Below are 20,200 nucleotides of genomic sequence, written 5' to 3' on the forward strand. Positions count from 1 at the left end.
GTCGACCGAGCTGACCGAGCGGGTGGCGATGGAAACGCTGGAACGCGACCTGCGCCAGCGCCTCGCCTCCTCGCCGGAGCTGAGCGCCCTGTCGGGCAGCCTGGTGATCCAGCAGTCGCCCGACGGCCTGCGCGTCCAGCTGACCGATCAGGCGCGCTTCTCGATGTTCAAGGTCGGCTCGGCGCAGATGAACGAGCAGGGCCGCCGGCTGATGCGGCTGGTGGCGACGGCGCTGCTGTCGGCGCCCAACGCGATCAGCATCACCGGCCACACCGACGGGCTGGGCTACGCCCCCGACGCCAAATACGGCAATTGGGAGCTGTCGAGCGACCGCGCCAACGCCGCCCGCCGCGAGCTGATCGGCAGCGGCATCCCGGTCCAGCGCATCGTCCGGGTGGAGGGGCGCGCCGACCTCGACCATTTCGCCGCCGGCGCGCCGCTCGACCCGACCAACCGGCGGATCAGCATCACGCTGCTGCGCCGCCCGGCCGGCTGACACCACAATCACCGTCAAGAGAAAGCGCGGCGTATTTTAACAAAAGCGCCCGCCTTTTCTTTTAAAGCCCCTTTAAAACCGCGCCGCTATGGTTCGGTCACAGTCTTCCGCGGAGAATCCCGGGACACCCCATTCCCCTTCCGCCAGTCGGTTGACCAGAGGATTCCAAGGATGAGCCTGTACAGCGCCATGCGATCCGGGGTCAGCGGCATGTCGGCGCAGAGTTCGCGCCTTGCCGCCATTTCGGACAACATCAGCAACTCGCAGACGGTCGGCTACAAACGGGCCACCGTGGACTTCTCGACGCTGGTCACCTCGCCCGGCAGCACCACCACCTACACCGCCAGCGGCGTGCAGTCGAACACGCACTACCAGATCAAGCAGGACGGCACGATCCTGGGCACCACGTCGGCCACCGACCTGGCGATCAGCGGCGACGGCTTCTTCGTCGTCGGCAACGCCCCGTCCGGCTCCCCCGAATACGCCCTGACCCGCGCCGGCAGCTTCACGCCCGACCAGAGCGGTTTCCTGCACAACAGCGCCGGCCAGTACCTGGAAGCCTGGAAGCTGTCGCCCGACGGCACCCTGCCCAACGTCAGCACGTCGCGCTTCGACGATCTCCAGTCGGTGAATGTCGGCAACCTGCTCTATGGCGGCAGCCGGACCACCCAGATGGCCTTCTCCGGCAACCTGCCGGCCCAGGCGGCGGCCGGCGACGCCTTCACCACCAGCCCGACCTTCTACGACGGGCTGGGCAACCCGCTCGACGTCGGGCTGACCTGGACCAAGACCGCGACTCCCAACCAGTGGACGCTGGGCGCCACGGCGCCGACCGGCTACACGGTGACCGGCGCGCCGATGACCGTCACCTTCGCCGCCACCGGTCCCTACGCCGGCATGCCGGTGGACGGGGCGGGGCTGCCGCTCAACCCGATGCCGTCCTTCAGCGTGACCTCGCCGGCGTCGCCGACCGCGGACACGTTCAACGTCGCGCTGAACAACGTCACCCAGCTGACCGGCGACTACGTGCCGCAGGTCACCGCCGACGGCTCGAAGGTCGGCCGCGTCACCTCGGTCGACATCGACAAGGGCGGCAAGCTGTGGGTGCTGTACGACAACGGCGCCAAGCAGGCGCTGTACCAGATCCCGGTCGCCACCGTCACCAACACGGACGGGCTGGTCGCCCAGGCCGGCAACCGCTTCACCCTGGGCGCGGAATCCGGGCCGCTGACGCTGAGCGCCGGCAACAGCGGGGCGGCGGGAACGGTGGTCGGCGGCGCGCTGGAGCAGTCCAACGTCGACATCGCCACCGAGCTGGTGTCGCTGATCGAAACCCAGCGCGCCTATTCGTCGAACGCCACCATCGTCCGCACCACCGACGAGATGGTCGACGAAACCAACCGCCTGAAGCGTTGAGCCCGACCGCGACGGAGTCCCTGCCATGAGCGTCCAACTCGCCCTGACCGCCGCGCTGTCCGGTCTGCGCACCAGCCAGCAGCAGGCGGCGATGGTGTCCCACAACATCGCCAACGCCACCACCGCCGGCTATGTCCGCCGCGACCTCGCCCTGTCGGCGACGACGACCGCCGGCCAGGGCGCCGGCGTCCAGGTCGACGCGGTCGCCCGCCGGGTCGACGAGCTGCTGATCCGCGACGCCCGCTACGAGACCAGCCGCTACTCCGGCCAGGAGGCGCGCGCGTCGGCGCTGGCCGACTACGCGCTGGTGCTGGGCCAGCCGCAGGACGAGAAATCGGTCTCGACCCAGCTGTCGAAGCTGCAGCAGGCCTTCTCCCGCCTGCACGGCATGCCCAACGACGACGCGGCGCAGAACGCCGTGGTGTCGCAGGCGACGGCGCTGGCCCAGGGGATCAACCGCGCCGCCGAGGCGGCGACGACGGTGCAGGCCGACGCCCGCGACCGGCTGGCGACCTCGGTCGACAGCGTGAACACCGCGCTGCACCGGATCAGCGAACTGAACGGCAGCATCGCCGGGCTCGACGCCCGCGGCGGCGACGCCGGCGACCTGCGCGACGAGCGCGACCGCCTGCTCGACCAGATGTCGGACGAGATCGGCATCCGCACCTACGGCCGCGACGACGGCCAGGTCGTGGTGATGACCCGCAACGGCCAGACCCTGCTGGACCACACGCTGGATCCCGGCGAGACGCCGCTGACCATCGTCGGCGGCGACGTGATGGCCAACGGCGTGTCGCTGTCGGCCAAGCCCGACACCGAGATCCAGAGCGGCCGGATCATGGGCTATGTCCAGACCATCAACCAGGACATGCCGCGCGCGCTGGCCCAGCTCGACGAGCTGGCCGCCGGGCTGGTCAAGGGCTTCCAGGCGGCGGAGGCCGACCCGACCAAGGCGGGCCTGTTCACCGACGCCGGCGCCGTCTACGGCATCACCGCCGGGCTGGCCTCGCGCATCGCGGTCAACGACGTGGTGCGGACGGAAAGCTGGCGGGTGCAGAGCGGCGTGCAGGCCGCGGCCCCGCTGCAGCCGGGCGACCAGACCCAGATCGCCGTCTTCCAGGCCGCCTTCACCGCCCCGCGGGCCTTCAGCGCGGCCGACATGCCGGCGACGGCGACGCTGGGCGACTACGCCACCGCCATGGTGTCGGCCCAGCAGGGCTACCGCACCGGCGCGGAGTCGGAGATGAACGCGCGCAAGATCAGCGCCGACACCCTGCAGAGCGCCCGGATCAACCGCGACGGCGTCAACGTCGACGACGAGATGCAGAAGCTGATGCTGATCGAGCAGAGCTACGGCGCCAGCGCCCAGGTGGTGCAGGTGGCCGGGCGCATGATCGACATCCTGCTGCAGATCAAGGGGTAAGGCCCATGCTGTACAACACGCTGTCCACCCTGGGCATGAGCCGCCGCCTGCAAGGCACCATGACCCACCTGCAACTGGAGCTGACCCGTGCGAACGAGGAGGTGTCGACCGGCGTCCACGCCGACGTCAGCGCCACCATCGGCGCCAGCACCGGGCGCGACATCGCGCTACGCAACCTGTTCGACCGCACCGACGAGTACATCAAGACCACCGACCTGCTCGACGGCCGCATGGGCATGATGGACAGCGCGATGACCAGCATCCTGACCTCCGGGACGGATCTGCTGGCCGCCGCCTCCACCGGGCTGGGGCAGCAGTCGCCGACCGGCACCTCGCTGCAGATCCGGGCGCGCGGCGTGCTGGACCAGGTGGTCGGGCTGCTGAACGCGTCGGCCGGCAACAGCTATCTGTTCGCCGGCACCGCGGTGGACCAGCCGCCGATGCGCAGCGTCGACGGCGACAAGTCCGGCCTGCGCTCGCCGATGCAGATCGTCCAGGACGCCATCGCCTCGGCCACCGGCGGCACGCCGGCGCCGAAGACGGCGGCGGAAACCGCGGCGGTGATCACCCAGCTCGACGCGCTGTTCGCCGTGCGCGACCCGGCGACGCCGGCCCCGGCGCCGCTGACCGACAGCTTCGAAGGCGGGCTCTACACCGGCACCACGGCGCTGCAGCCCGGCGGCACCGCCTCGCCGCGCGTCAGCGGCCAGCCGGCGGACGCCTCGACCATTCCCTACGGCGTGCAGGCCAATGACCCGGAGATGCGCGAGCTGCTGGAAGGCATCTACATGCTGGCCGCGGTCGACACCTCGAAGATGAACGTCGACGCCTATCCCGACTACATCCGGACGGCGGTGGACAAGCTGTCGAACGGCCTGGGCAACCTGCGCGAGGCGACGGCGCAACTGGGCATCCAGCGCGCCCAGGTCGCGACGCTGGCCGAACAGCACAAGACGCAGAAGTCCATCCTGTCGATCCAGATCGACCATCTCGAAGGCGTCGACGCCTACGAGGCCAGCACGCGGATCAGCCAGCTGGAGGCGCAGATCGACGCGACGTCCAGCGCCACCGCACGCATCGCCAAGCTGCACCTGACCAACTACCTGTAGGCCACATCGCATGCGCCCCGGCACCCCGATCTCCCGGCAGCTCCCCGCCCGGTCCGCAAGGCGGCCCTTCCGTGCCGCGGCGGCCCTGGTCGCCGGGGTTCTGGCGCTGGCCCTGCTCGTCTCGGGCTCCGGTCCGGCGGCGGCGCAGACGCGGGTGAAGGATCTCGTCACCTTCGACGGAGTCCGCCGCAACCAATTGGTCGGCTATGGCCTGGTGGTCGGGCTGAACGGCACCGGCGACCGTCTGATCAACGCCCCCTTCACCGAACAGAGCCTGAAGGGGATGATGGAGCGGCTGGGCATCAACACCCGCGGCGAGACCCTGCGCACCCGCAACGCCGCGGCGGTGATGGTCACCGCCAGCCTGCAGCCCTTCTCCCGCCAGGGCACCAGCGTCGACGTCACCGTGTCGGCGCTGGGCGACGCCACCAGCCTGCTGGGCGGCACGCTGGTGGTCACCCCGCTGCTGGGCGCCGACGGCGAGGCCTACGCCGTCGCCCAGGGGCCGCTGTCGGTCAGCGGCTTTTCCGCCGGCGGCGCGGCGGCGACGGTGACCAAGGGGGTGCCGACCACCGCCCGCATCGCCAACGGCGCCATCGTCGAGCGCGAGCTGAAGCACGCGCTGAACGACATCGGCGCGGTGCGGATGGCGCTGCGCAACCCCGACTTCACCACGGCGAACCGGATCGCCGACGCCGTCAACGCGCGGCTGGGCTCCGGCAACGCGCGGGTGCTCGATCTGTCGACGGTGGATGTCCGCATCGTCGGCGCCTATGTCGGCAACGTGTCGCGGCTGATCGGCGAGATCGAGCAGTTGCAGGTCCGCCCCGACGCGGTCGCCCGCGTCGTGGTGGACGAGCGCAGCGGCACCATCGTCATCGGCGACGACGTGCGGGTCAGCCGGGTCGCCATCACCCAGGGCAACCTGACCGTCCGCGTGGTGGAGGCGCCGCAGGTGTCGCAACCGCAGCCCTTCAGCAACGGCTCCACCGTCGTGGTGCCGCGCACCGACGTGCAGGTGCAGGAGGGCAACGGCCGCCAGTTCGTGACGGTCGGCGGCAACGTCAGCCTGCAGCAACTGGTCAACGGCCTGAACGCGCTGGGCGTCGGCCCGCGCGACATGGTCGCCATCCTGCAGGCGATCAAGGCGGCCGGCGCCCTGCACGCCGACCTCGAAATCATCTGACCGCCGGCCTCTACAGCCTGGACCACGACAGGAGGGCATCGATGGACGTGAGCACGATGAACATCCGGCCGCCGGCCGCCCCGGCCCCGGCCCCGACAATGGCCGCTCCAACAAAGGCGACCCTCGACGCCCCCAACCCGGCGGCGGCCGACAAGGTCGCGAAGGAGTTCGAGGCGATGATCGTCGGCCAGTTGATGGAAAGCATGTTCGCCGGCATGAAGGAAAGCGCGCTGTTCGGCGGCGGCGGCCCGGCGGAAAAGCCGTGGCGCAGCATGCTGCTCCAGGAGTACGGCAAGGCGATCGCCGACGCCGGCACGCTCGGCATCGGCCGGATGACCCGCGACGAGGTCGCCCGGCTCTACGCCCGCCAGGCGGAGAGCGCGTCGTGAGCGTGACCCTCAAGGACCTGATCCACGAATTCGCCCCCGACCCGGCCGCCGCCGCGCCGGCGGACGAGGTGGCGGCCCCCGCCCCCGGCTATGACGGCGCCACCGCGCTGGTGGTCCGCGACTTCCTCGACGCCATCGAGGCGCTGTCGGCGGTGCTGGAGGAGGAATCGGCCTGTCTCGCCGCCGGCATGCTCGACCGGCTGGAGGCCTACGCCCACCGCAAGGCGGCGATGGCCGAACAGCTGGAAAACGCCGCGCTGCGGGCGCGCGACGAGGGCATCCGCCTGCCCGACGATCTGCGCGCGATGACGCTGGAGCGGATCGACCGGCTCGATCGTGCGGTGTCGGTCAACGCCTCCGGGCTGGTCGCCCTGCGCAAGGCGGTGCTGACGATCAACCGCAACCTGCTGCTGGCGCTGGAAAAGGCGTCGAGCGACGGCACCTACGCCCGCGACGGTCAGGCCCGCCGCCCGGTCGAGCTGTCGGCGTCGGGCCTCAACACCACCCTGTAGGGCCGGCGGGCGGGGTCAGCCGCGGCCCTTGACGCTGGCCAGCGTCCCGGCCTGTTCCAGCTTGATGATGCAGGCGAGCAGCCCGCGCTGGAACTCGCGCGATTCCGCCGGCAGTGCCACGCCCTGCCCGGTCGGCCAGAACTCCACAAAGGCGAGGCCGGCCTCCGCCGCGCCGGTCGGCCATTCGAAGGCCAGCCCCAACCCGACCTCCACCGTGGTCCGGCGATGGTCGGTGACCAGGATTTGGGCCTCCCAATGCATGCCGCCGGCGGCCTTCTCCGCCCGCTGCTGGCTCCAGCCGCGCAGGTAATCCCGGAAACTCTCGGAATGGCGGTCGAGCCGCACGTAGGTGGAGCGGTCGACCACCGTGGGCGCCAGCCGGGTCGTGTAGCGCGCCTGGGCCAGCGCCCGCGTGACGTCGGCGCACAGCTCGTCGATCAGCGTGAAGCTGCGCCGCACGGTCTCGGTCAGCGCCGCGGCCAGGGCAGTCCCGGTCATCGCCGCGGCGGCGTGGTCCTTGCGGTAGATATCGAAGAGATCGTCCGTGTCGCCCATCGCCATCCCCACACACCACCAGACGGCGGCCCTCACCCTCCCAATCCAGCAAAAACACGTTAATAGCCGATGAAGCGCCGCAAGAAATATGGCGGCCGGGACGCCGATCAGGCCCCGCCGGCGCCGGTGGAGCCGTGGCCGTGGGACGTTTCGGCCGCGCCGCCGCGCGTTTCCGCTCCACGCCCGCCGTACAGCGCCCGGCCGATCCGCTCCAGCGTCAGTCCCTGCACCAGGATGGTGAAGGCGACGACGGCGTAGCAGACCGCCAGGATCGGATCGCGGTATGGACTCTCCGGCAGCGAGAGCACCAGCGCCACCGCGATGCCGCCGCGCAGGCCCGCCCAGGTCAGGATGGCCAGCGCGCTGGCCTTGCCGGAGCGGCCCATGTGCATCAGCAGGGCGGGGGCCAAGCTGAACAGCCGCACCAGCAGGGCCAACGGCAGGGCCAGCGCGGCGGCGATCAGGGCGGGGCCCGTCCAGGTGATGACGACGGTCGCCTCCAGCCCGACCAGCAGGAACAGCAGCGCGTTCAGCACGGAATCGATCATCGTCCAGACCACGCGCAGGTCGCGGCGGCTCCGCTCGCTCCGCACATGGCGCTCGGTCGTGTAGCCGATCAGCAGCCCGGCCACCACCACGGCGATCGGCCCCGACACATGCAGGACGCTCGCCAGCGAATAGGTGCCCATCACCAGCGCCAGCGAGATCATCAGCTCCAGCGTGCTCTCGTCGACCCGCCGCTTGGCCTGGAAGGCCACCCAGCCGCAGACGAAGCCGAGCAGCCCGCCGCCGAACGCCTCCTTCACGAAATCCAGCACGGCGGGGACCACGGCGAAGGCGGGCGTGCCGCCGGCAGCCCCGTCACCGGCCGCCCCATCGCCGGTGGCGAGATGCAGCAGGGTGGTGAACACCACCACGCCGACACCGTCGTTGAACAGACTCTCGCCGGAAATGACGGTCCGCAACGTGCCCGGAACCGGCAGGCGGCCCAGGATGGCGTGCACAGCGACCGGGTCGGTCGGGGCGATGGCGGCGCCCAGCACCAGACACCAGATCAGCGGCACCGGAAGCCCGACCGTCGCGAAGATGAACCACAGGCCGGCGCCCATCATGCCGGTGAACAGCAGGACACCGATGGTCGCCAGCGCCAGGATCGTCCATTTCCGCGTCAGCAGGGCGCCCAAATCCTCGTTCACCGCCGCGGCGTAGAGCAGCAGGCTGAGGATGCCGTCCAGCAGGATGGCGGGCAGGTTGACCTGCTCGGTCAGGTGGCGCAGCCAGTTCCCCGCCCCCAGCGTGGCCGTCAAACTGTCGAGGCCGCCGGCCAGCAGCGCCAGCGCCAGCCCTTCCAGGAACAGGGCGATGGAGCTGGGCATCCGCAACCAACGATAGTTGATGAATCCGAAGGCGGCGGCCAGCGTCAGCAGGATGGCGATCAGGTCGAACGGATCCAAGCACATCCTCCGGCGGACAAAGAGATTGGGCAGGATAACGGGGCTGGCGCCGTGCCCCGACACAGCAGTCCGACGGTTCCCATGGCGAGAGGGTCAACATCATCCGATCCCGGAACGTCACAGCGTGGTCGAAAACCAAGAATGCTACCGCGAAAGGGCTAGGGACACCGCATTGCCCTGCCTCTTACGATTACCTATGTTCCCGCCATGATCCCGATCTGCGCCTGTCCCTCGCCCTTGATCCTGTGCCGTCACCGCCAGCGTCCCGCCCGAGCCGCGGCGGCCATCGGATGAGCATGGATCCGGTGGGGACGGACCCGGTCTGGCAGCAGGCGGCGCGGATCCGGGCGGCGGAGGCGGCCGGCCTGGGTGAGGCCGGCGACCGGCCGGACGTCTTCACCGGCGGCGGCGAGATGGGCGCGCGGATGCGGGCGATGGACTGGTCCGCGACCCCGCTCGGCCCGGTGGAGGGCTGGCCGCAGTCGCTGCGCACCGTCGTCAACCTGATGCTGACCTCCAGCTTCCCGATGTTCGTGGTCTGGGGACCGGCGCTGTCCTTCCTCTACAACGACGGCTACCGCCCGATCCTGGGCAACAAGCCGGAGGCGCTGGGCCGCCCCTTCGCCGAGGTCTGGGCCGACATCTGGACCGACCTGTCGCCCCTGGTGGCGCGGGCGCTGGCGGGCGAGGCGACCTTCAACGAAGACCTGCTGCTGGTGATGGAGCGGCACGGCTATCGGGAAGAGACCTACTTCACCTTCTCCTACAGCCCGGTGCGCGACGAGACCGACCGCGTCGCCGGCATGTTCTGCGCCTGCACCGAGAACACGGCGCGCGTGCTCGCCGAACGGCGGCTGACCTTCCAGCTCGATTTGGCTGAGCGGCTGCGCGGGCTGAACGACCCGGTCGGCGTCACCAGCGCCGCCGCCGAAGCCATCGGCCGCCATCTGGGCGTGGCGCGGGCCGGCTATGGCCGGATCGACCCGACCGGGCGCGCGGTGTCGGTCGACCTCGACTGGACCGACGGCCGGCTCCCCAGCCTCGCCGGCGCCGTCCGGCCGCTCGACGGCTTCGGGAGCGCGGTGGTGGACGCGCTGCGGGCCGGCCGCACCCTGCGGCTGAACGATGTGGCGGCCGACCCGGCGGCCGGCGTCGCCGCCGTCGGGGTGGGGGCGCTTCTGGTGGTGCCGCTGCTGAAGGCCGGGCAGTTGACGGCCATCCTCTACCTGCACGAGGCCGGGCGGCGGCGCTGGACCGACGCCGAGGCGGCCCTGGCCGAGGATGTGGCGGAGCGGACCTGGGCGGCGGCGGAGCGGGTGCGGGCAGAATTGGCGCTGCGCGCCGCCAACCAGGCGCTGACGCGCGAGCGGGCGGCGGTCGAGGCGGCCAACGCCCGGCTGGCGGCGGAGGGCGAGCGGCTGCGCACGCTGTTCCGGCAGGCGCCCGGCTTCATGTGCGTGCTGCGCGGGCCGGACCATGTCTTCGAGCTGGTCAACGACGCCTACCTCCAGCTCGTCGGTCACCGCGATCTGGTCGAGCGCTCCGCCCGCGAGGCGCTGCCGGAGGTGGCGGGCCAGGGATTCTTCGAACTGCTCGACCGGGTCTATGCCGGCGGCGAACCCTTCGTCGGCCGCAGCATGCCGATCAGCTTCCAGCGCCGCCCCGGCGAGGCGCTGGAACAGCGCTTCCTGACCTTCGTCTACCAGCCGATCAAGGACGAGGCCGGGCGGGTCACCGGCCTGTTCGTCGAGGGCAGCGACGTGACCGAGGCCAAGCGGGCGGCGGACGAGCTGCACCAGCTCAACGCCACCCTGGAGGCCCGTGTCGCCGAGGAGGTGGCCGAGCGCGAGCGCGTCCAGGTCGCCCTGCTGCAGACCCAGAAGACCGAGGCGCTGGGCCAGATGACCGGCGGCGTCGCGCACGACTTCAACAACCTGCTCCAGGCGCTGTCGGGCTGCCTGCACATGATCGAACAGCGGACCGGCGACACGCGGATCCGGACGCTGGTCGATGCCGGACGGCAGGCGGTCGACCGCGGCGCCAAGCTGGTGCAGCAGTTGATGGCCTTCGCCCGCCGCCAGGCGCTGCGGCCCGAGCCGGTCGACCTGCGCGACCGCGTGCTGAACCTGTCGGAACTGCTGAACCGCGCGCTGCGCGCCGACGTCCGGCTGGAGATCGACTTCGCCGGCGGGCTGTGGCCGGTGGAGGTCGATCCGACGCAGTTGGAACTGGCGCTGCTCAACCTCGCGGTGAACGCGCGCGACGCCCTGCCGGACGGCGGCACGCTGACGGTGCGGGCGGCGAACGTGACGCTGCCCCCCGGCGCACCGGACGGGCTGTCGGGCGATTTCGTGCGGCTGACCGTGACCGACACCGGCACCGGCATGCCCGCCGAGGTGCGGGCGCGCGCCTTCGACCCCTTCTTCACCACCAAGGAGATTGGCAAGGGCAGCGGCCTCGGCCTGTCGCAGGTCTACGGCTTCGCCCGCCATTCCGGCGGAACCGCCTGGATCGACAGCGAGGAGGGCCACGGCACCACCGTCGGGCTGCTGATCCCGCGCTCCGCCACCGCCCCCTCGGCGGAGGTCGAGCCGCGCGCCGTCGAACCGGCCGGATCGCGGCTCGGCGGCCGGGTGCTGGTGGTGGAGGACGACCCGATCGTCGCGCTGACCGTCGGCAGCGCGCTGGAGGAGGCCGGCTTCACCGTCACCCGCGCCGCCACGGCGGACGAGGCGCTGCCGCTGCTGGAGGCCGGCGGGATCGACCTGCTGTTCAGCGACGTGGTGATGCCCGGCAGCATGAGCGGAGTCGATCTGGCCCGCAACGCCCAGCGCCTGTTCCCCGGCCTTCCGGTCGTTCTGGCGACCGGCTACAGCGAGGAGGTCGCCCGCGCCACCGGCGTGCAGGTGCTGCCCAAGCCCTACCGCATCGACCATCTGGTCGGGGTTCTGGACAGCGTGCTGACCGAAGCCGGCCGGCCGAGACCGCAACCCGGCCGGTCCGGCACGACGGCGCACGCCGCCGACGCGGCGCCGTAATTTAAGAGTCTATACCAACTCCATTCTCCGTGTATTCGCGCTGTCGGCGGGGAACCGCCGCCCAATGGTGGCCGCCACTAAAAGCGCGTGTAAATTCGGAATGTTGGCCAAAGACTTGGTGATCACCGTGGAACTGCTACTCCTTTTTGAGCATTGACCGGCGGAAGCCGCGGGATTTTAAATCTCCGGTGGATGGGATGGCCTCCGCGCGGTCCGTGCGCGCCGTCCGGATGCGGAGCCGGGGCATTACCGGAACGGCGTGACGGGCCGGTTGTACGGGAAGGTCGACGCGATGGACGGGACCAAACCCATACCCTTCGATTTCCATGCCCCCCGGGATTGCGGCGAGGCGTGCGGCCTGCCGGTCGCGCGCTCGTTCGATTGGCCGTGCGACCATTGCCCGACCCGCGAGGACGGCCTGTGCCGCCTGCTGAGCCACCAGGACCGCGACCGCCTGTTTCCCCACGGCCCGCACATCCAGCTGCGCAAGGCCGGGGCGACGCTGTTCCGGCAGGGGGACCCGCTCCAGTCGGTGTTCATCCTGAAAAGCGGCTGGGTGATGACCAGCAAGATGTTCGAGAACGGCCAGCGGCAGATCATCCGCTTCGCCCTTCCCGGCGACCTGCTGGGGTTCGAGGGGGACGAGGCCACCGGAATGACGTGCAGCGCCGAGGCGATCACCGACGTCACGCTGTGCAAGGTGCGCCACGCGCTGTTCTTCCACGTCTGCACCGGTTCGCCGCGGCTCGCCATGACCTACGCCGGCACCCTGACGCGCGAGGTGCTGTCGGCCTGGAACCATCTGGGCGCCCTGGGGCAGCAACCGGCGCTGGGACGGGTGGCGAACCTGCTGCTCGACCTGCACCGCCGCGTCACCGCCCATAAGGCCGCCGATCAGGCCGCCCATCACGCCGCACCGGCGCCGGCGGTGCATCTGCCGATCAGCCAGATCCACATCGCCGACGCGACCGGCCTGACCTCGGTCCATGTCTGCCGGACGCTGAAGCAGATGCGCAAGATGGGGCTGCTGGATTTCCAGAAGGGGTGGCTGGTCCTGCTCGACCCCGAACGGCTGGCCGGAATTGCCCAGCTCGACCCCGCCGTGCCGGCGGACGGCGCCCTCGCCGCCGCGCCCTGGGCCGCCGCCTGAGGCCGGCCGCCTGCGCAAAAGGTGCGTGCGGACGCGTCTTGACGCAGGTTAATGTCCGGCTCTCCCTGGGGGATAGACTTCCCTGTCAGGGAGGACCAACGCCATGATCACCATCGAAGATTGCATCGGCATGAGCGGACTGACCCGCGAGGAGATCGACGCCATCGCGGAGCACGAACATCTGCCCGAGATCGTCGCCACCGAGCTGGGCAACTATCTGGCCGCGACCACGGCCGGCCAGAACGAAATCCGCCGGATGATCGAAGACGACATCGCCACGGCCAAGACGCACGGCCATCTGGAGCGGGTCGCCGTGCTGAAGATCACGCTGTGCCAATTCCTCAAGGACCACAAGGCGGCCCGGTTCGTCCGCACGTGAAGCGGCGGCGCCCAGGGTCACACCCGACGGACGGAGGGCACCATGCGACGATTCCCGATGGCGCGACGATCCCTGATGGCGGCTCTCGTCGCCTCCGCTCTTTGCCTGCCGGCGGCCGCCGGGCTGGCGGCCTCGACCGGGGCGCGGGAACCGGATGGTTCCGCCAGCCCGGCGAACGGCAAGCGGCTGGCGCAGGCGCTGTGCGGCGACTGCCATTCGGTCGTTCCCGGCAGCCCCGGCGGTCTCGGCATGGCGGGTCCCGATCTCGTCGAACGGGTCCAGGACCCCGCCATCACCGAACTGGCGTTGCGGAGCTACCTGCGCACGTCCCATCCCATCATGCCCAACGTGATGCCGAACCGCGAGGAGACCGACGACATCGTCGCCTATCTCCTGAGCCTGAAGGAGAATCGGCGATGAACGGGTTCATCAAAGGATCCTGCGGCGGACTGCTGGTCGCCGCAGCCCTGTCCGCGGTCCTGTCGGCCAGCCTGATGCCGCCCACCGCCGCCCAGGCCGCCGACGCGGCCGAGGGGCGGCGGATCGCGGAGCAATGGTGCGCCTCCTGCCACGTCGTCGGGGGCCAGGGGAAGGGGCCGGGCGGCACCGACGCCGCCCCGGCGCTGGCGACCATCGCCCGCGACCCCAACCGCGGGCCCGACCGGCTCCGGGGCTGGCTGAGCAACCCGCACCCGCCGATGCCGAACCCGTCCCTGACCCGGGCCGACATCGACAACGTGGTCGCCTATCTGAACCAGCTCGCGCACGAATGACCCTCGCTCACCGATGACCGCCGGGGGGTGGCCCCCTGGGCGAGACGGGGGGGACCATCGGGGGAGACCATCCGATGCACAGGCCCGCCAACCTCTGGATCGTGCTGGCCGACGAAGCCGGAGCCCGGCTTCTTCGCCACCGCTCCTGCCATCCGGGGCGCTTCGAACCGCTCGCCTGCGCCTGCCCGGAAGAGGATGCACCCGTGGATGACGGGCACGACACCGGCTCCTGCGCCCTGCTGCCGCGCCCCACCGCGCCCACCTCGATCACGCAAATCGCCGGCATCGTCAACGAGGCCGCGGCGCTCGGGCTTTTCGACGGCCTGATGCTGGTGGCGCCGCCGCCGACGCTCGGGCTGTTGAGGCGGGCGCTTCGGCCGGCGGCCGGCGTCTGCGCCATCCGGGAGGAAGCCCGCAACCTGCTGGCCCTGCCGGAACCGGCGCGCGCCGCCCGGCTGGCCACGCTGCTGCGCCACCGCTGAGACCGGAGCCCTCACGGCTCCAGCACATAGCGGCCGGGCGCCGGGCACAGCGGGGCATAGCCGCGCTCCGGCGCGCCCGGGGCGCCGCGGGCGGGGACCTCGCCCGCTCCCGACTGCCGCTCCAGCCAGTCCGCCCAGGCCGGCCACCAGGAGCCGGTGCGGGCGGGGGTGGCCGCCATCCAGCGGTCGGGGTCGACGTAGCGGTCGTCGGGACCGCGTTCGCTGATGCGGTATTGCCGGTCGGACCGGTCCGGACCGGCGACGATGCCGGCGTTGTGCCCGCCGTCGGTCAGCAGGAACACCGTGGTCGTGTCGCTCAGCAGATGGATCTTGTAGACCGACCGCCAGGGCGCCACATGGTCGCGCCGCGTGCCGACCGCGAAGATCGGCGCGCGGATGTCGGTCAGCGCCACCGGCCCGCCCTCCGCCCGATAGCGCCCCTCCGCCAGATCGTTGTCCAGCAGCAGCCGGTGCAGGTATTCGGAATGCATGCGGTAGGGCAGCCGCGTCCCGTCGGCGTTCCAGGCCATCAGGTCGGTGACCTCCGGACGGTGGCCATGCAGGTACTGCTGGATCACCTGCGACCAGATCAGGTCGTTCGACCGCAGCAGCTGGAAGGCGCCGGCCATCTGGTTGGTGTCCAGGAAGCCGCTTTCCCACATGATGTCTTCCAGATAGGCGACCTGGCTTTCGTTGATGAACAGCATCAGCTCGCCCGCTTCGGTGAAATCGGTCTGCGCGGCGAGCAGGGTCACGCTCTTCAGCCGGTCGTCGCCGTCGCGCGCCATGGCGGCGGCGGCGATCGACAGCAGCGTGCCGCCCAGGCAATAGCCGCAGGCGTGGACCGGCTGCCGGCCGCAGATCGCCTCCACCGCGTCGAGCGCCGCCATGACGCCGAGCCGCCGGTAATCCTCCAGGCCGCAGTCGCGCAGCTCCGGCCCCGGGTTGCGCCAGGAGATGGCGAAGACGGTGAAGCCGCGCCCGACCAGATAGCGGACCAGCGAGTTCTCCGGCGACAGGTCGAGGATGTAGTATTTCATGATCCAGGCCGGGACGATCAGCACCGGCTCCGCCCGCACCGCCGGGGTGGTCGGCGCGTACTGGATCAGCTCGATCAGCTCGTTGCGGAAGACCACGCTGCCCGGCGTCACCGCGACGTCGCGGCCGACCTGGAAGCGTTCCAGCCCGGCCGCCCGCCGGCCGGTCATCAGGCGGGTCACGTCCTCCGTCCAGTTGGCCAGCCCGTAGGCGAAGTTCATCCCCTGGGTGGCGATGGCGGTGCGCAGGATCTCCGGGTTGGTGACGGGGTTGTTGGACGGCGCGAAGACGTCCAGGATCTGGCGGGCGACGAAGGGCACGATGCGGGCGTGGGCCTGCGACAGGCCCGGCACGTCGGTCGTGGCGTTGTGCAGCCACTGCTGCGCCAGCAGGAAGGACTGGGCGTAGAGCGTGTAGGGGAACAGGCGCCAGTCCGGGTGGGCGAAGCGGCGGTCGCCCGGCAGCGGCTCGATGCAGGGCGGGCAGTCGCGGTCGACCGCCGCGGCACCGGCATAGACCATCAGGCGGACCAGCTTGCGCATCGCCTTGTCGGCCAGCATCGCCTGCTTGCCCGGCGCGTTGCCCAGATGCATCGCCCAGTCGGCGAAGGCCAGCGTCAGCGCCGCCGGGGAGACCGACAGCGTCAGGCGGCCCTGCCAGGCATGCACCAGCCGGTCGATGATCTCGCCGCGGATCGGCAGATAGGGGAAGCCGTAGGCCGGGCTGGGCCGGTCGCCGCGCCCGTCCGGCGGGACCGCCGGCTCCGCGGCCGATTCCGGGAGGACGGGCGTGACCGCCCCGCTTCCGGACGCGCGCCCATCGGCGCGACGCTCAGTTGTCGGCATGGTTTTTTCCTTGTTCTTGTGGGAAGTGCCGCCTCAGTGCGAGGTCCAGACCGGCAGGTCGGCGTTCTCCAGCATGTGGCGGGTCACGCCGCCCAGCACGGTCTCGAACGACCGCGAATGGCCGTAGGCGCCCATGACCATCGCGTCGGCGTTCAGCGCGTGGGCCTGGGCCAGGATGGCGCCCGGCGCCTCGAACTCGGCGGCGAAGTTGATCCGCACGTCGGCATGCACCTGGTGGGCGGCCAGATAGTCGGCGATCCGCTGGTCGGGACGGTCGTCCCGCCCCGGCGCGCAGACCGACAGCACCACCACCTGCTCGGCCCCGCGCAGCAGCGGCAGCGCGCTGCGGATCGCCCGCGCCGCCTCCCGGCGGCGGTTCCAGCCGACCAGCACCCGGCGCAGGGCGAACTCCCGGCCGTAGCCGGGCGGGACGATCAGCAACGACGGCCCCACCATCAGGGCCAGCCGCCCGGCTTCCGGCGCCGTCAGGGTGCCGTCGATGACCGCCGGGTTGCCGCGCTCCACCACCACCAGATCGGCGTAGAGGCTGTGGACGGCCAGCCGCTCCACCGGGTCGCCCCGATCCTCGACCCAGCGCCCGGTGGCGCCGGTCGCCGCGCAACGCGCCTGGAAGGCCGCGTCCAGCGCCTCCACCGTCGGTCCCTGCCGCGGCGCCTTCGCGGCCGACCCGGCATCCGCGACCCAGGAGGGCTCGCGCCACACCGAACTGTGGAGCGCCGTCACCCCGGCCCCGGCAAGGCGACCGACGGCGAGCGCTACCGAAAGCGCCGGAGAGGAGGCAGGATCGTCGCCGACCAGCACAAGCACCGAGCGTACGTCCATCGTCATGGCCCTCCCATCGCGGCGTTCCCGTGTCCGGCCTTCCATCCTGCCCCGGCGACCGGCCGGCGCCTTAACATCGGTTAAGACGGTGACCGGAACGAACGATTGAGCCAGATTAAGGACATCGCCGCCGATCGCTGCTGTGATGGGATGAGGCCAACCACGGGAGCATGCCCATGGCACCGCTGGCAGAAACGGGACCGTCGATCCCGCCGCCCTCCATCGGACGGCCCGATGAGCGGCCGGACCCCGCCCCGCCCTGGCACGCGCTCGACACCCACGACGTCGCCGCCCGCGTCGGCAGCCCGGCCGATGGGCTGGATGCGGCGGAGGCCGCGGCCCGGCAGGCCAAGTACGGCCCCAACCGGCTGACCCCGCCGCCGCGGCGCCCGGCGTGGCGGCGCTTCCTGACGCAGTTCGACAACCTGCTGATCCACGTCCTGCTGGTGTCCGGCGCGGTGGCGCTGCTGCTGCGGCACTGGACGGACGCCGCGGTGATCCTGGGCGTCGTCCTGATCAACGCCGTCATCGGCCATGTCCAGGAGGACAAGGCCGAACAGGCGCTGGAGGCGATCCGCAACATGCTGTCGCCGCAGGCGGTGGTGCTGCGCGACGGCCACGCCGTGACGCTGCCGGCGGAAGAGCTGGTGCCGGGCGACCGCGTCTTCCTCGCCTCCGGCGACAAGGTGCCGGCCGACCTCAGGGTCGACCGGGCCAAGGGCCTGCTGGTCCAGGAGGCGGCGCTGACCGGCGAGTCCGCCGCGACCGCCAAGGCGCCGCCGGCGGTGGCGGCCGACGCCGCGCTCGGCGACCGCGCCGGCATGGCCTATGCCGGGACGATGGTCGCCCAGGGCCAAGGCACCGGCATCGTGGTGGCGACCGGCGACGCGACGGAGATCGGGCGGATCGGCCATCTCCTCGCCTCGGTCGCCCCGGCGGCGACGCCGCTGCTGGTGCAGATGGGGCGCTTCGGGCGCTGGCTGACCGGCGGGATCCTGCTGCTGGCGGCGGCGACCTTCGCCTTCGGCCGGCTGGTCCATGGCGAGCCGTGGCAGGACATGGTGCTGGCCGCGGTCGGGCTGGCGGTCGCCGCGATCCCGGAGGGGTTGCCGGCGGTGATGACCATCACGCTGGCGGTCGGCGTGACCCGCATGGCCCGGCGCAACGCCATCATCCGCCACCTGCCGGCGGTGGAGACGCTGGGGTCGGTCGGCATCATCTGCACCGACAAGACCGGCACGCTGACCCGCAACGAGCTGGTGGTGCAGACCATCGTCACCGCCGACGGCGCCTACGCGGTGGGCGGCAGCGGCTACCGGCCGGAGGGGGAGATCCGGCGGGACGGCCGGCTTGTCGATCCGGCGCAGGATTTGGGCCTGACCGAACTGGCGCGCGCCGCCCTGCTGTGCAACGACGCCGGCCTCCATCGCGACGCCGACGGCGACTGGCAACTGGCCGGCGACCCGACCGACGGCGCCCTGCTGGCGCTGGCGATGAAGGCCGGGCTGGAACCGGCGGAGGAGCTGGGCCGCTGCCCGCGGCGCGACGCCATCCCCTTCGAATCCGAACGGCAGTTCATGGCGACGCTGCACCACGACCACGCCGGCCACGGCATCCTGGTGGTGAAGGGTGCACCGGAGCGGGTGCTGGCGTTGTGCGAGCGGGAGCGGCGGGCCGGCGGCGGCGTCGCCATCGACCGCGCGCGCTGGACCACGATCACCGGCGACCTGGCCGGCCGGGGGCAGCGCGTGCTGGCCCTGGCGATGCGGCGCAGCCCGATCGGTCCGTCCGAACTGATCCTCGACAGCCTGGACGAGGGGCTGGAGCTGCTCGGCCTGTGCGGCCTGACCGACCCGCCGCGGGAGGAGGCGCTTCGTGCCGTGGCCGCCTGCCGCGACGCCGGGATCCGCGTGGCGATGATCACCGGCGACCACGCCGCCACCGCCGCCGCCATCGCCCGGACCTTTGGCCTTGGTGGCGGCCTTGGCGGCGGCTCCGGTGGCGGCTCCGGTGGCGGCGTCATCACCGGGCCGGAGCTGGACCGGCTGGACGAGGCCGGCTTCGCCGCGGCCGCCCGCGCCAACAGCGTCTTCGCCCGCACCACGCCGGAGCACAAGCTGCGGCTGATCACCGCCTTGCAGGCGGCCGGCAACACCGTCGCCATGACCGGCGACGGCGTCAACGATGCCCCGGCGCTGAAGCGTGCCGACGTCGGCGTCGCCATGGGGCGCAACGGCACCGAGGCGGCGAAGGAGGCGGCGGCGATGGTGCTGGCCGACGACAATTTCGCCTCGATCGTCCATGCGGTGGAGGAGGGGCGCACCGTCTACGACAATCTGCGCAAGACCATCCTGTTCCTGCTGCCGACCAACGGCGCCCAGGCGGTCGTCATCCTGGCCGCGGTGATGACCGGCACCCTGCTGCCGATCACGCCGGTGCAGATCCTGTGGGTCAACATGGTGACCGCGGTGACGCTGGGGCTGGCGCTGGCCTTCGAGGCGCCGGAGCCCGGCGTCATGGCCCGCCCGCCGCGCCCGCGGGACGAGCCGATCCTGTCCGGCCGGCTGGTCCGGCGGATGCTGCTGGCGCTGGTCCTGCTGGTGGCGGCGAGCTTCGGCTTCTTCTATTTCCACCGCCTTCAGGGCGACGGCGTCGCGGTGGCGCGGACGATGGCGGTGAACGCGCTGGTGGTCGGCGAGATCTTCTTCCTGCTGAACGCCCGCAGCCTCCACCGCGCCGACCTGTCGCCGCGGGGCGTGTTCGCCAGCCGGCCGGTGTGGCTGTCCATCGCCCTGATGGCGCTGCTGCAACTGGCCTTCACCTACGCCCCGCCCCTGCAGGCCCTGTTCGGCACCGCCGCCATCGACGCCACCGCCTGGGCGGCCATGATCGCCGTCGGCCTCGGGCTGTTCCTGGTGGTGGAGCTGGAGAAATGGGCGACGGGGCGCTGAGCGAGGTCACGACCGGCGGCCCCCTCCCCATCCCTCCCCCGCTCTCAGCGGACCTATGGTCCGCCTGTCGCGTCAGCACAAAGCAAAGCTTTGTGCGAGAGCTTCGCGGGAGAGGGAGTTGATTGCGAAGGCGGCGGAGTTCCCTCTCCCACCGAAGGTGG

Annotated in this window: 18 protein-coding genes; 14 read left to right on the forward strand and 4 right to left on the reverse strand. The window is 71.4% G+C overall.

The window, feature by feature from the left end; all coding sequences use genetic code 11:
* From TSO352_RS10370 to TSO352_RS10400, 7 genes are all read left to right on the forward strand, one after another.
* The coding region (locus tag TSO352_RS10370; RefSeq protein ID WP_146210744.1) for an OmpA family protein at window positions 1-496 on the forward strand (496 nt) is incomplete at its 5' end.
* A gap of 171 nt (window positions 497-667) precedes the next feature.
* A complete protein-coding gene (locus TSO352_RS10375; protein ID WP_109107232.1) occupies window positions 668-1,912 on the forward strand; it encodes a flagellar hook protein FlgE in 1,245 nt (414 codons plus the stop codon).
* A gap of 25 nt (window positions 1,913-1,937) precedes the next feature.
* Complete coding sequence (gene flgK, locus TSO352_RS10380; RefSeq protein ID WP_109107233.1) at window positions 1,938-3,335, forward strand: flagellar hook-associated protein FlgK; 1,398 nt, start codon at window positions 1,938-1,940, stop codon at window positions 3,333-3,335.
* A 5-nt stretch (window positions 3,336-3,340) separates the two neighbouring features.
* The gene (locus tag TSO352_RS10385; RefSeq protein WP_109107234.1) at window positions 3,341-4,444 is read left to right on the forward strand and encodes a flagellin; all 1,104 of its coding nucleotides are present in this window, start codon (window positions 3,341-3,343) and stop codon (window positions 4,442-4,444) included.
* A gap of 10 nt (window positions 4,445-4,454) precedes the next feature.
* Window positions 4,455-5,630 (forward strand): flagellar basal body P-ring protein FlgI, encoded by a 1,176-nt coding sequence (locus TSO352_RS10390; RefSeq protein WP_109107235.1) that lies wholly within the window; start codon window positions 4,455-4,457, stop codon window positions 5,628-5,630.
* A gap of 41 nt (window positions 5,631-5,671) precedes the next feature.
* A complete protein-coding gene (locus TSO352_RS10395; RefSeq protein WP_109107236.1) occupies window positions 5,672-6,019 on the forward strand; it encodes a rod-binding protein in 348 nt (115 codons plus the stop codon).
* Entirely contained in the window at window positions 6,016-6,531 is a 516-nt protein-coding gene (locus TSO352_RS10400) for a flagellar protein FlgN (protein ID WP_109107237.1), read from the forward strand. Before TSO352_RS10395 ends, TSO352_RS10400 begins: the two co-directional genes overlap by 4 nt.
* Before the next feature lie 15 nt (window positions 6,532-6,546).
* Here the strand turns inward: TSO352_RS10400 and TSO352_RS10405 are convergent, their stop codons facing one another.
* Together TSO352_RS10405 and TSO352_RS10410 are read right to left on the reverse strand one after the other, a co-directional pair.
* Entirely contained in the window at window positions 6,547-7,086 is a 540-nt protein-coding gene (locus TSO352_RS10405) for a hypothetical protein (RefSeq protein ID WP_109107397.1), read from the reverse strand.
* 107 nt (window positions 7,087-7,193) lie between these two features.
* Window positions 7,194-8,540, reverse strand: a complete 1,347-nt coding sequence (locus tag TSO352_RS10410; protein ID WP_109107238.1) for a sodium:proton antiporter — start codon at window positions 8,538-8,540, stop codon at window positions 7,194-7,196.
* 290 nt (window positions 8,541-8,830) lie between these two features.
* Here TSO352_RS10410 and TSO352_RS10415 point away from each other — a divergent pair, with 290 nt between their 5' ends.
* From TSO352_RS10415 to TSO352_RS10440, 6 genes are all read left to right on the forward strand, one after another.
* Window positions 8,831-11,578 (forward strand): ATP-binding protein, encoded by a 2,748-nt coding sequence (locus TSO352_RS10415; RefSeq protein WP_109107239.1) that lies wholly within the window; start codon window positions 8,831-8,833, stop codon window positions 11,576-11,578.
* Window positions 11,579-11,870: 292 nt separating this feature from the next.
* Window positions 11,871-12,728 (forward strand): Crp/Fnr family transcriptional regulator, encoded by an 858-nt coding sequence (locus tag TSO352_RS10420; RefSeq protein ID WP_146210736.1) that lies wholly within the window; start codon window positions 11,871-11,873, stop codon window positions 12,726-12,728.
* A gap of 103 nt (window positions 12,729-12,831) precedes the next feature.
* Complete coding sequence (locus TSO352_RS10425) at window positions 12,832-13,107, forward strand: hypothetical protein (RefSeq protein WP_109107241.1); 276 nt, start codon at window positions 12,832-12,834, stop codon at window positions 13,105-13,107.
* A 42-nt stretch (window positions 13,108-13,149) separates the two neighbouring features.
* Window positions 13,150-13,527: a cytochrome c gene (locus tag TSO352_RS10430; RefSeq protein WP_146210737.1), complete on the forward strand. Its 378-nt coding sequence runs from the start codon at window positions 13,150-13,152 to the stop codon at window positions 13,525-13,527.
* On the forward strand, window positions 13,524-13,880 hold the full coding sequence (locus TSO352_RS10435; RefSeq protein WP_109107243.1) for a c-type cytochrome: 357 nt from the start codon (window positions 13,524-13,526) through the stop codon (window positions 13,878-13,880). The genes TSO352_RS10430 and TSO352_RS10435 overlap by 4 nt, the downstream gene beginning before the upstream one ends.
* 74 nt (window positions 13,881-13,954) lie before the next feature.
* A complete protein-coding gene (locus TSO352_RS10440) occupies window positions 13,955-14,362 on the forward strand; it encodes a host attachment protein (RefSeq protein ID WP_109107244.1) in 408 nt (135 codons plus the stop codon).
* A gap of 11 nt (window positions 14,363-14,373) precedes the next feature.
* Here TSO352_RS10440 and TSO352_RS10445 read toward each other — a convergent pair whose 3' ends face one another.
* Window positions 14,374-16,245 (reverse strand): alpha/beta fold hydrolase, encoded by a 1,872-nt coding sequence (locus TSO352_RS10445; protein ID WP_109107245.1) that lies wholly within the window; start codon window positions 16,243-16,245, stop codon window positions 14,374-14,376.
* Between the two features lie 33 nt (window positions 16,246-16,278).
* Complete coding sequence (locus TSO352_RS10450; protein WP_158284564.1) at window positions 16,279-17,094, reverse strand: universal stress protein; 816 nt, start codon at window positions 17,092-17,094, stop codon at window positions 16,279-16,281.
* A gap of 170 nt (window positions 17,095-17,264) precedes the next feature.
* Between TSO352_RS10450 and TSO352_RS10455 the strand changes: the two genes are divergently transcribed.
* On the forward strand, window positions 17,265-20,039 hold the full coding sequence (locus TSO352_RS10455) for an HAD-IC family P-type ATPase (protein WP_109107247.1): 2,775 nt from the start codon (window positions 17,265-17,267) through the stop codon (window positions 20,037-20,039).
* Window positions 20,040-20,200: the final 161 nt, after the last annotated feature.

It is taken from the genome of Azospirillum sp. TSO35-2 (assembly GCF_003116095.1).
In the GTDB taxonomy this organism is placed as follows: domain Bacteria; phylum Pseudomonadota; class Alphaproteobacteria; order Azospirillales; family Azospirillaceae; genus Azospirillum.

Excerpts from the sequence above, each read along its gene's own strand:
- TSO352_RS10405 (WP_109107397.1), bottom strand. The coding sequence starts at position 7,086 with ATGGGCGACACGGACGATCTCTTCGATATCTACCGCAAGGACCACGCC.
- TSO352_RS10415 (WP_109107239.1), top strand. The coding sequence starts at position 8,831 with ATGAGCATGGATCCGGTGGGGACGGACCCGGTCTGGCAGCAGGCGGCG.
- TSO352_RS10425 (WP_109107241.1), top strand. The coding sequence starts at position 12,832 with ATGATCACCATCGAAGATTGCATCGGCATGAGCGGACTGACCCGCGAG.
- TSO352_RS10455 (WP_109107247.1), top strand. The coding sequence starts at position 17,265 with ATGGCACCGCTGGCAGAAACGGGACCGTCGATCCCGCCGCCCTCCATC.
- TSO352_RS10385 (WP_109107234.1), top strand. The coding sequence starts at position 3,341 with ATGCTGTACAACACGCTGTCCACCCTGGGCATGAGCCGCCGCCTGCAA.
- TSO352_RS10375 (WP_109107232.1), top strand. The coding sequence starts at position 668 with ATGAGCCTGTACAGCGCCATGCGATCCGGGGTCAGCGGCATGTCGGCG.
- TSO352_RS10390 (WP_109107235.1), top strand. The coding sequence starts at position 4,455 with ATGCGCCCCGGCACCCCGATCTCCCGGCAGCTCCCCGCCCGGTCCGCA.
- TSO352_RS10450 (WP_158284564.1), bottom strand. The coding sequence starts at position 17,094 with ATGACGATGGACGTACGCTCGGTGCTTGTGCTGGTCGGCGACGATCCT.
- TSO352_RS10395 (WP_109107236.1), top strand. The coding sequence starts at position 5,672 with ATGGACGTGAGCACGATGAACATCCGGCCGCCGGCCGCCCCGGCCCCG.
- TSO352_RS10430 (WP_146210737.1), top strand. The coding sequence starts at position 13,150 with ATGCGACGATTCCCGATGGCGCGACGATCCCTGATGGCGGCTCTCGTC.
- TSO352_RS10445 (WP_109107245.1), bottom strand. The coding sequence starts at position 16,245 with ATGCCGACAACTGAGCGTCGCGCCGATGGGCGCGCGTCCGGAAGCGGG.
- TSO352_RS10440 (WP_109107244.1), top strand. The coding sequence starts at position 13,955 with ATGCACAGGCCCGCCAACCTCTGGATCGTGCTGGCCGACGAAGCCGGA.
- TSO352_RS10435 (WP_109107243.1), top strand. The coding sequence starts at position 13,524 with ATGAACGGGTTCATCAAAGGATCCTGCGGCGGACTGCTGGTCGCCGCA.
- flgK (WP_109107233.1), top strand. The coding sequence starts at position 1,938 with ATGAGCGTCCAACTCGCCCTGACCGCCGCGCTGTCCGGTCTGCGCACC.
- TSO352_RS10420 (WP_146210736.1), top strand. The coding sequence starts at position 11,871 with ATGGACGGGACCAAACCCATACCCTTCGATTTCCATGCCCCCCGGGAT.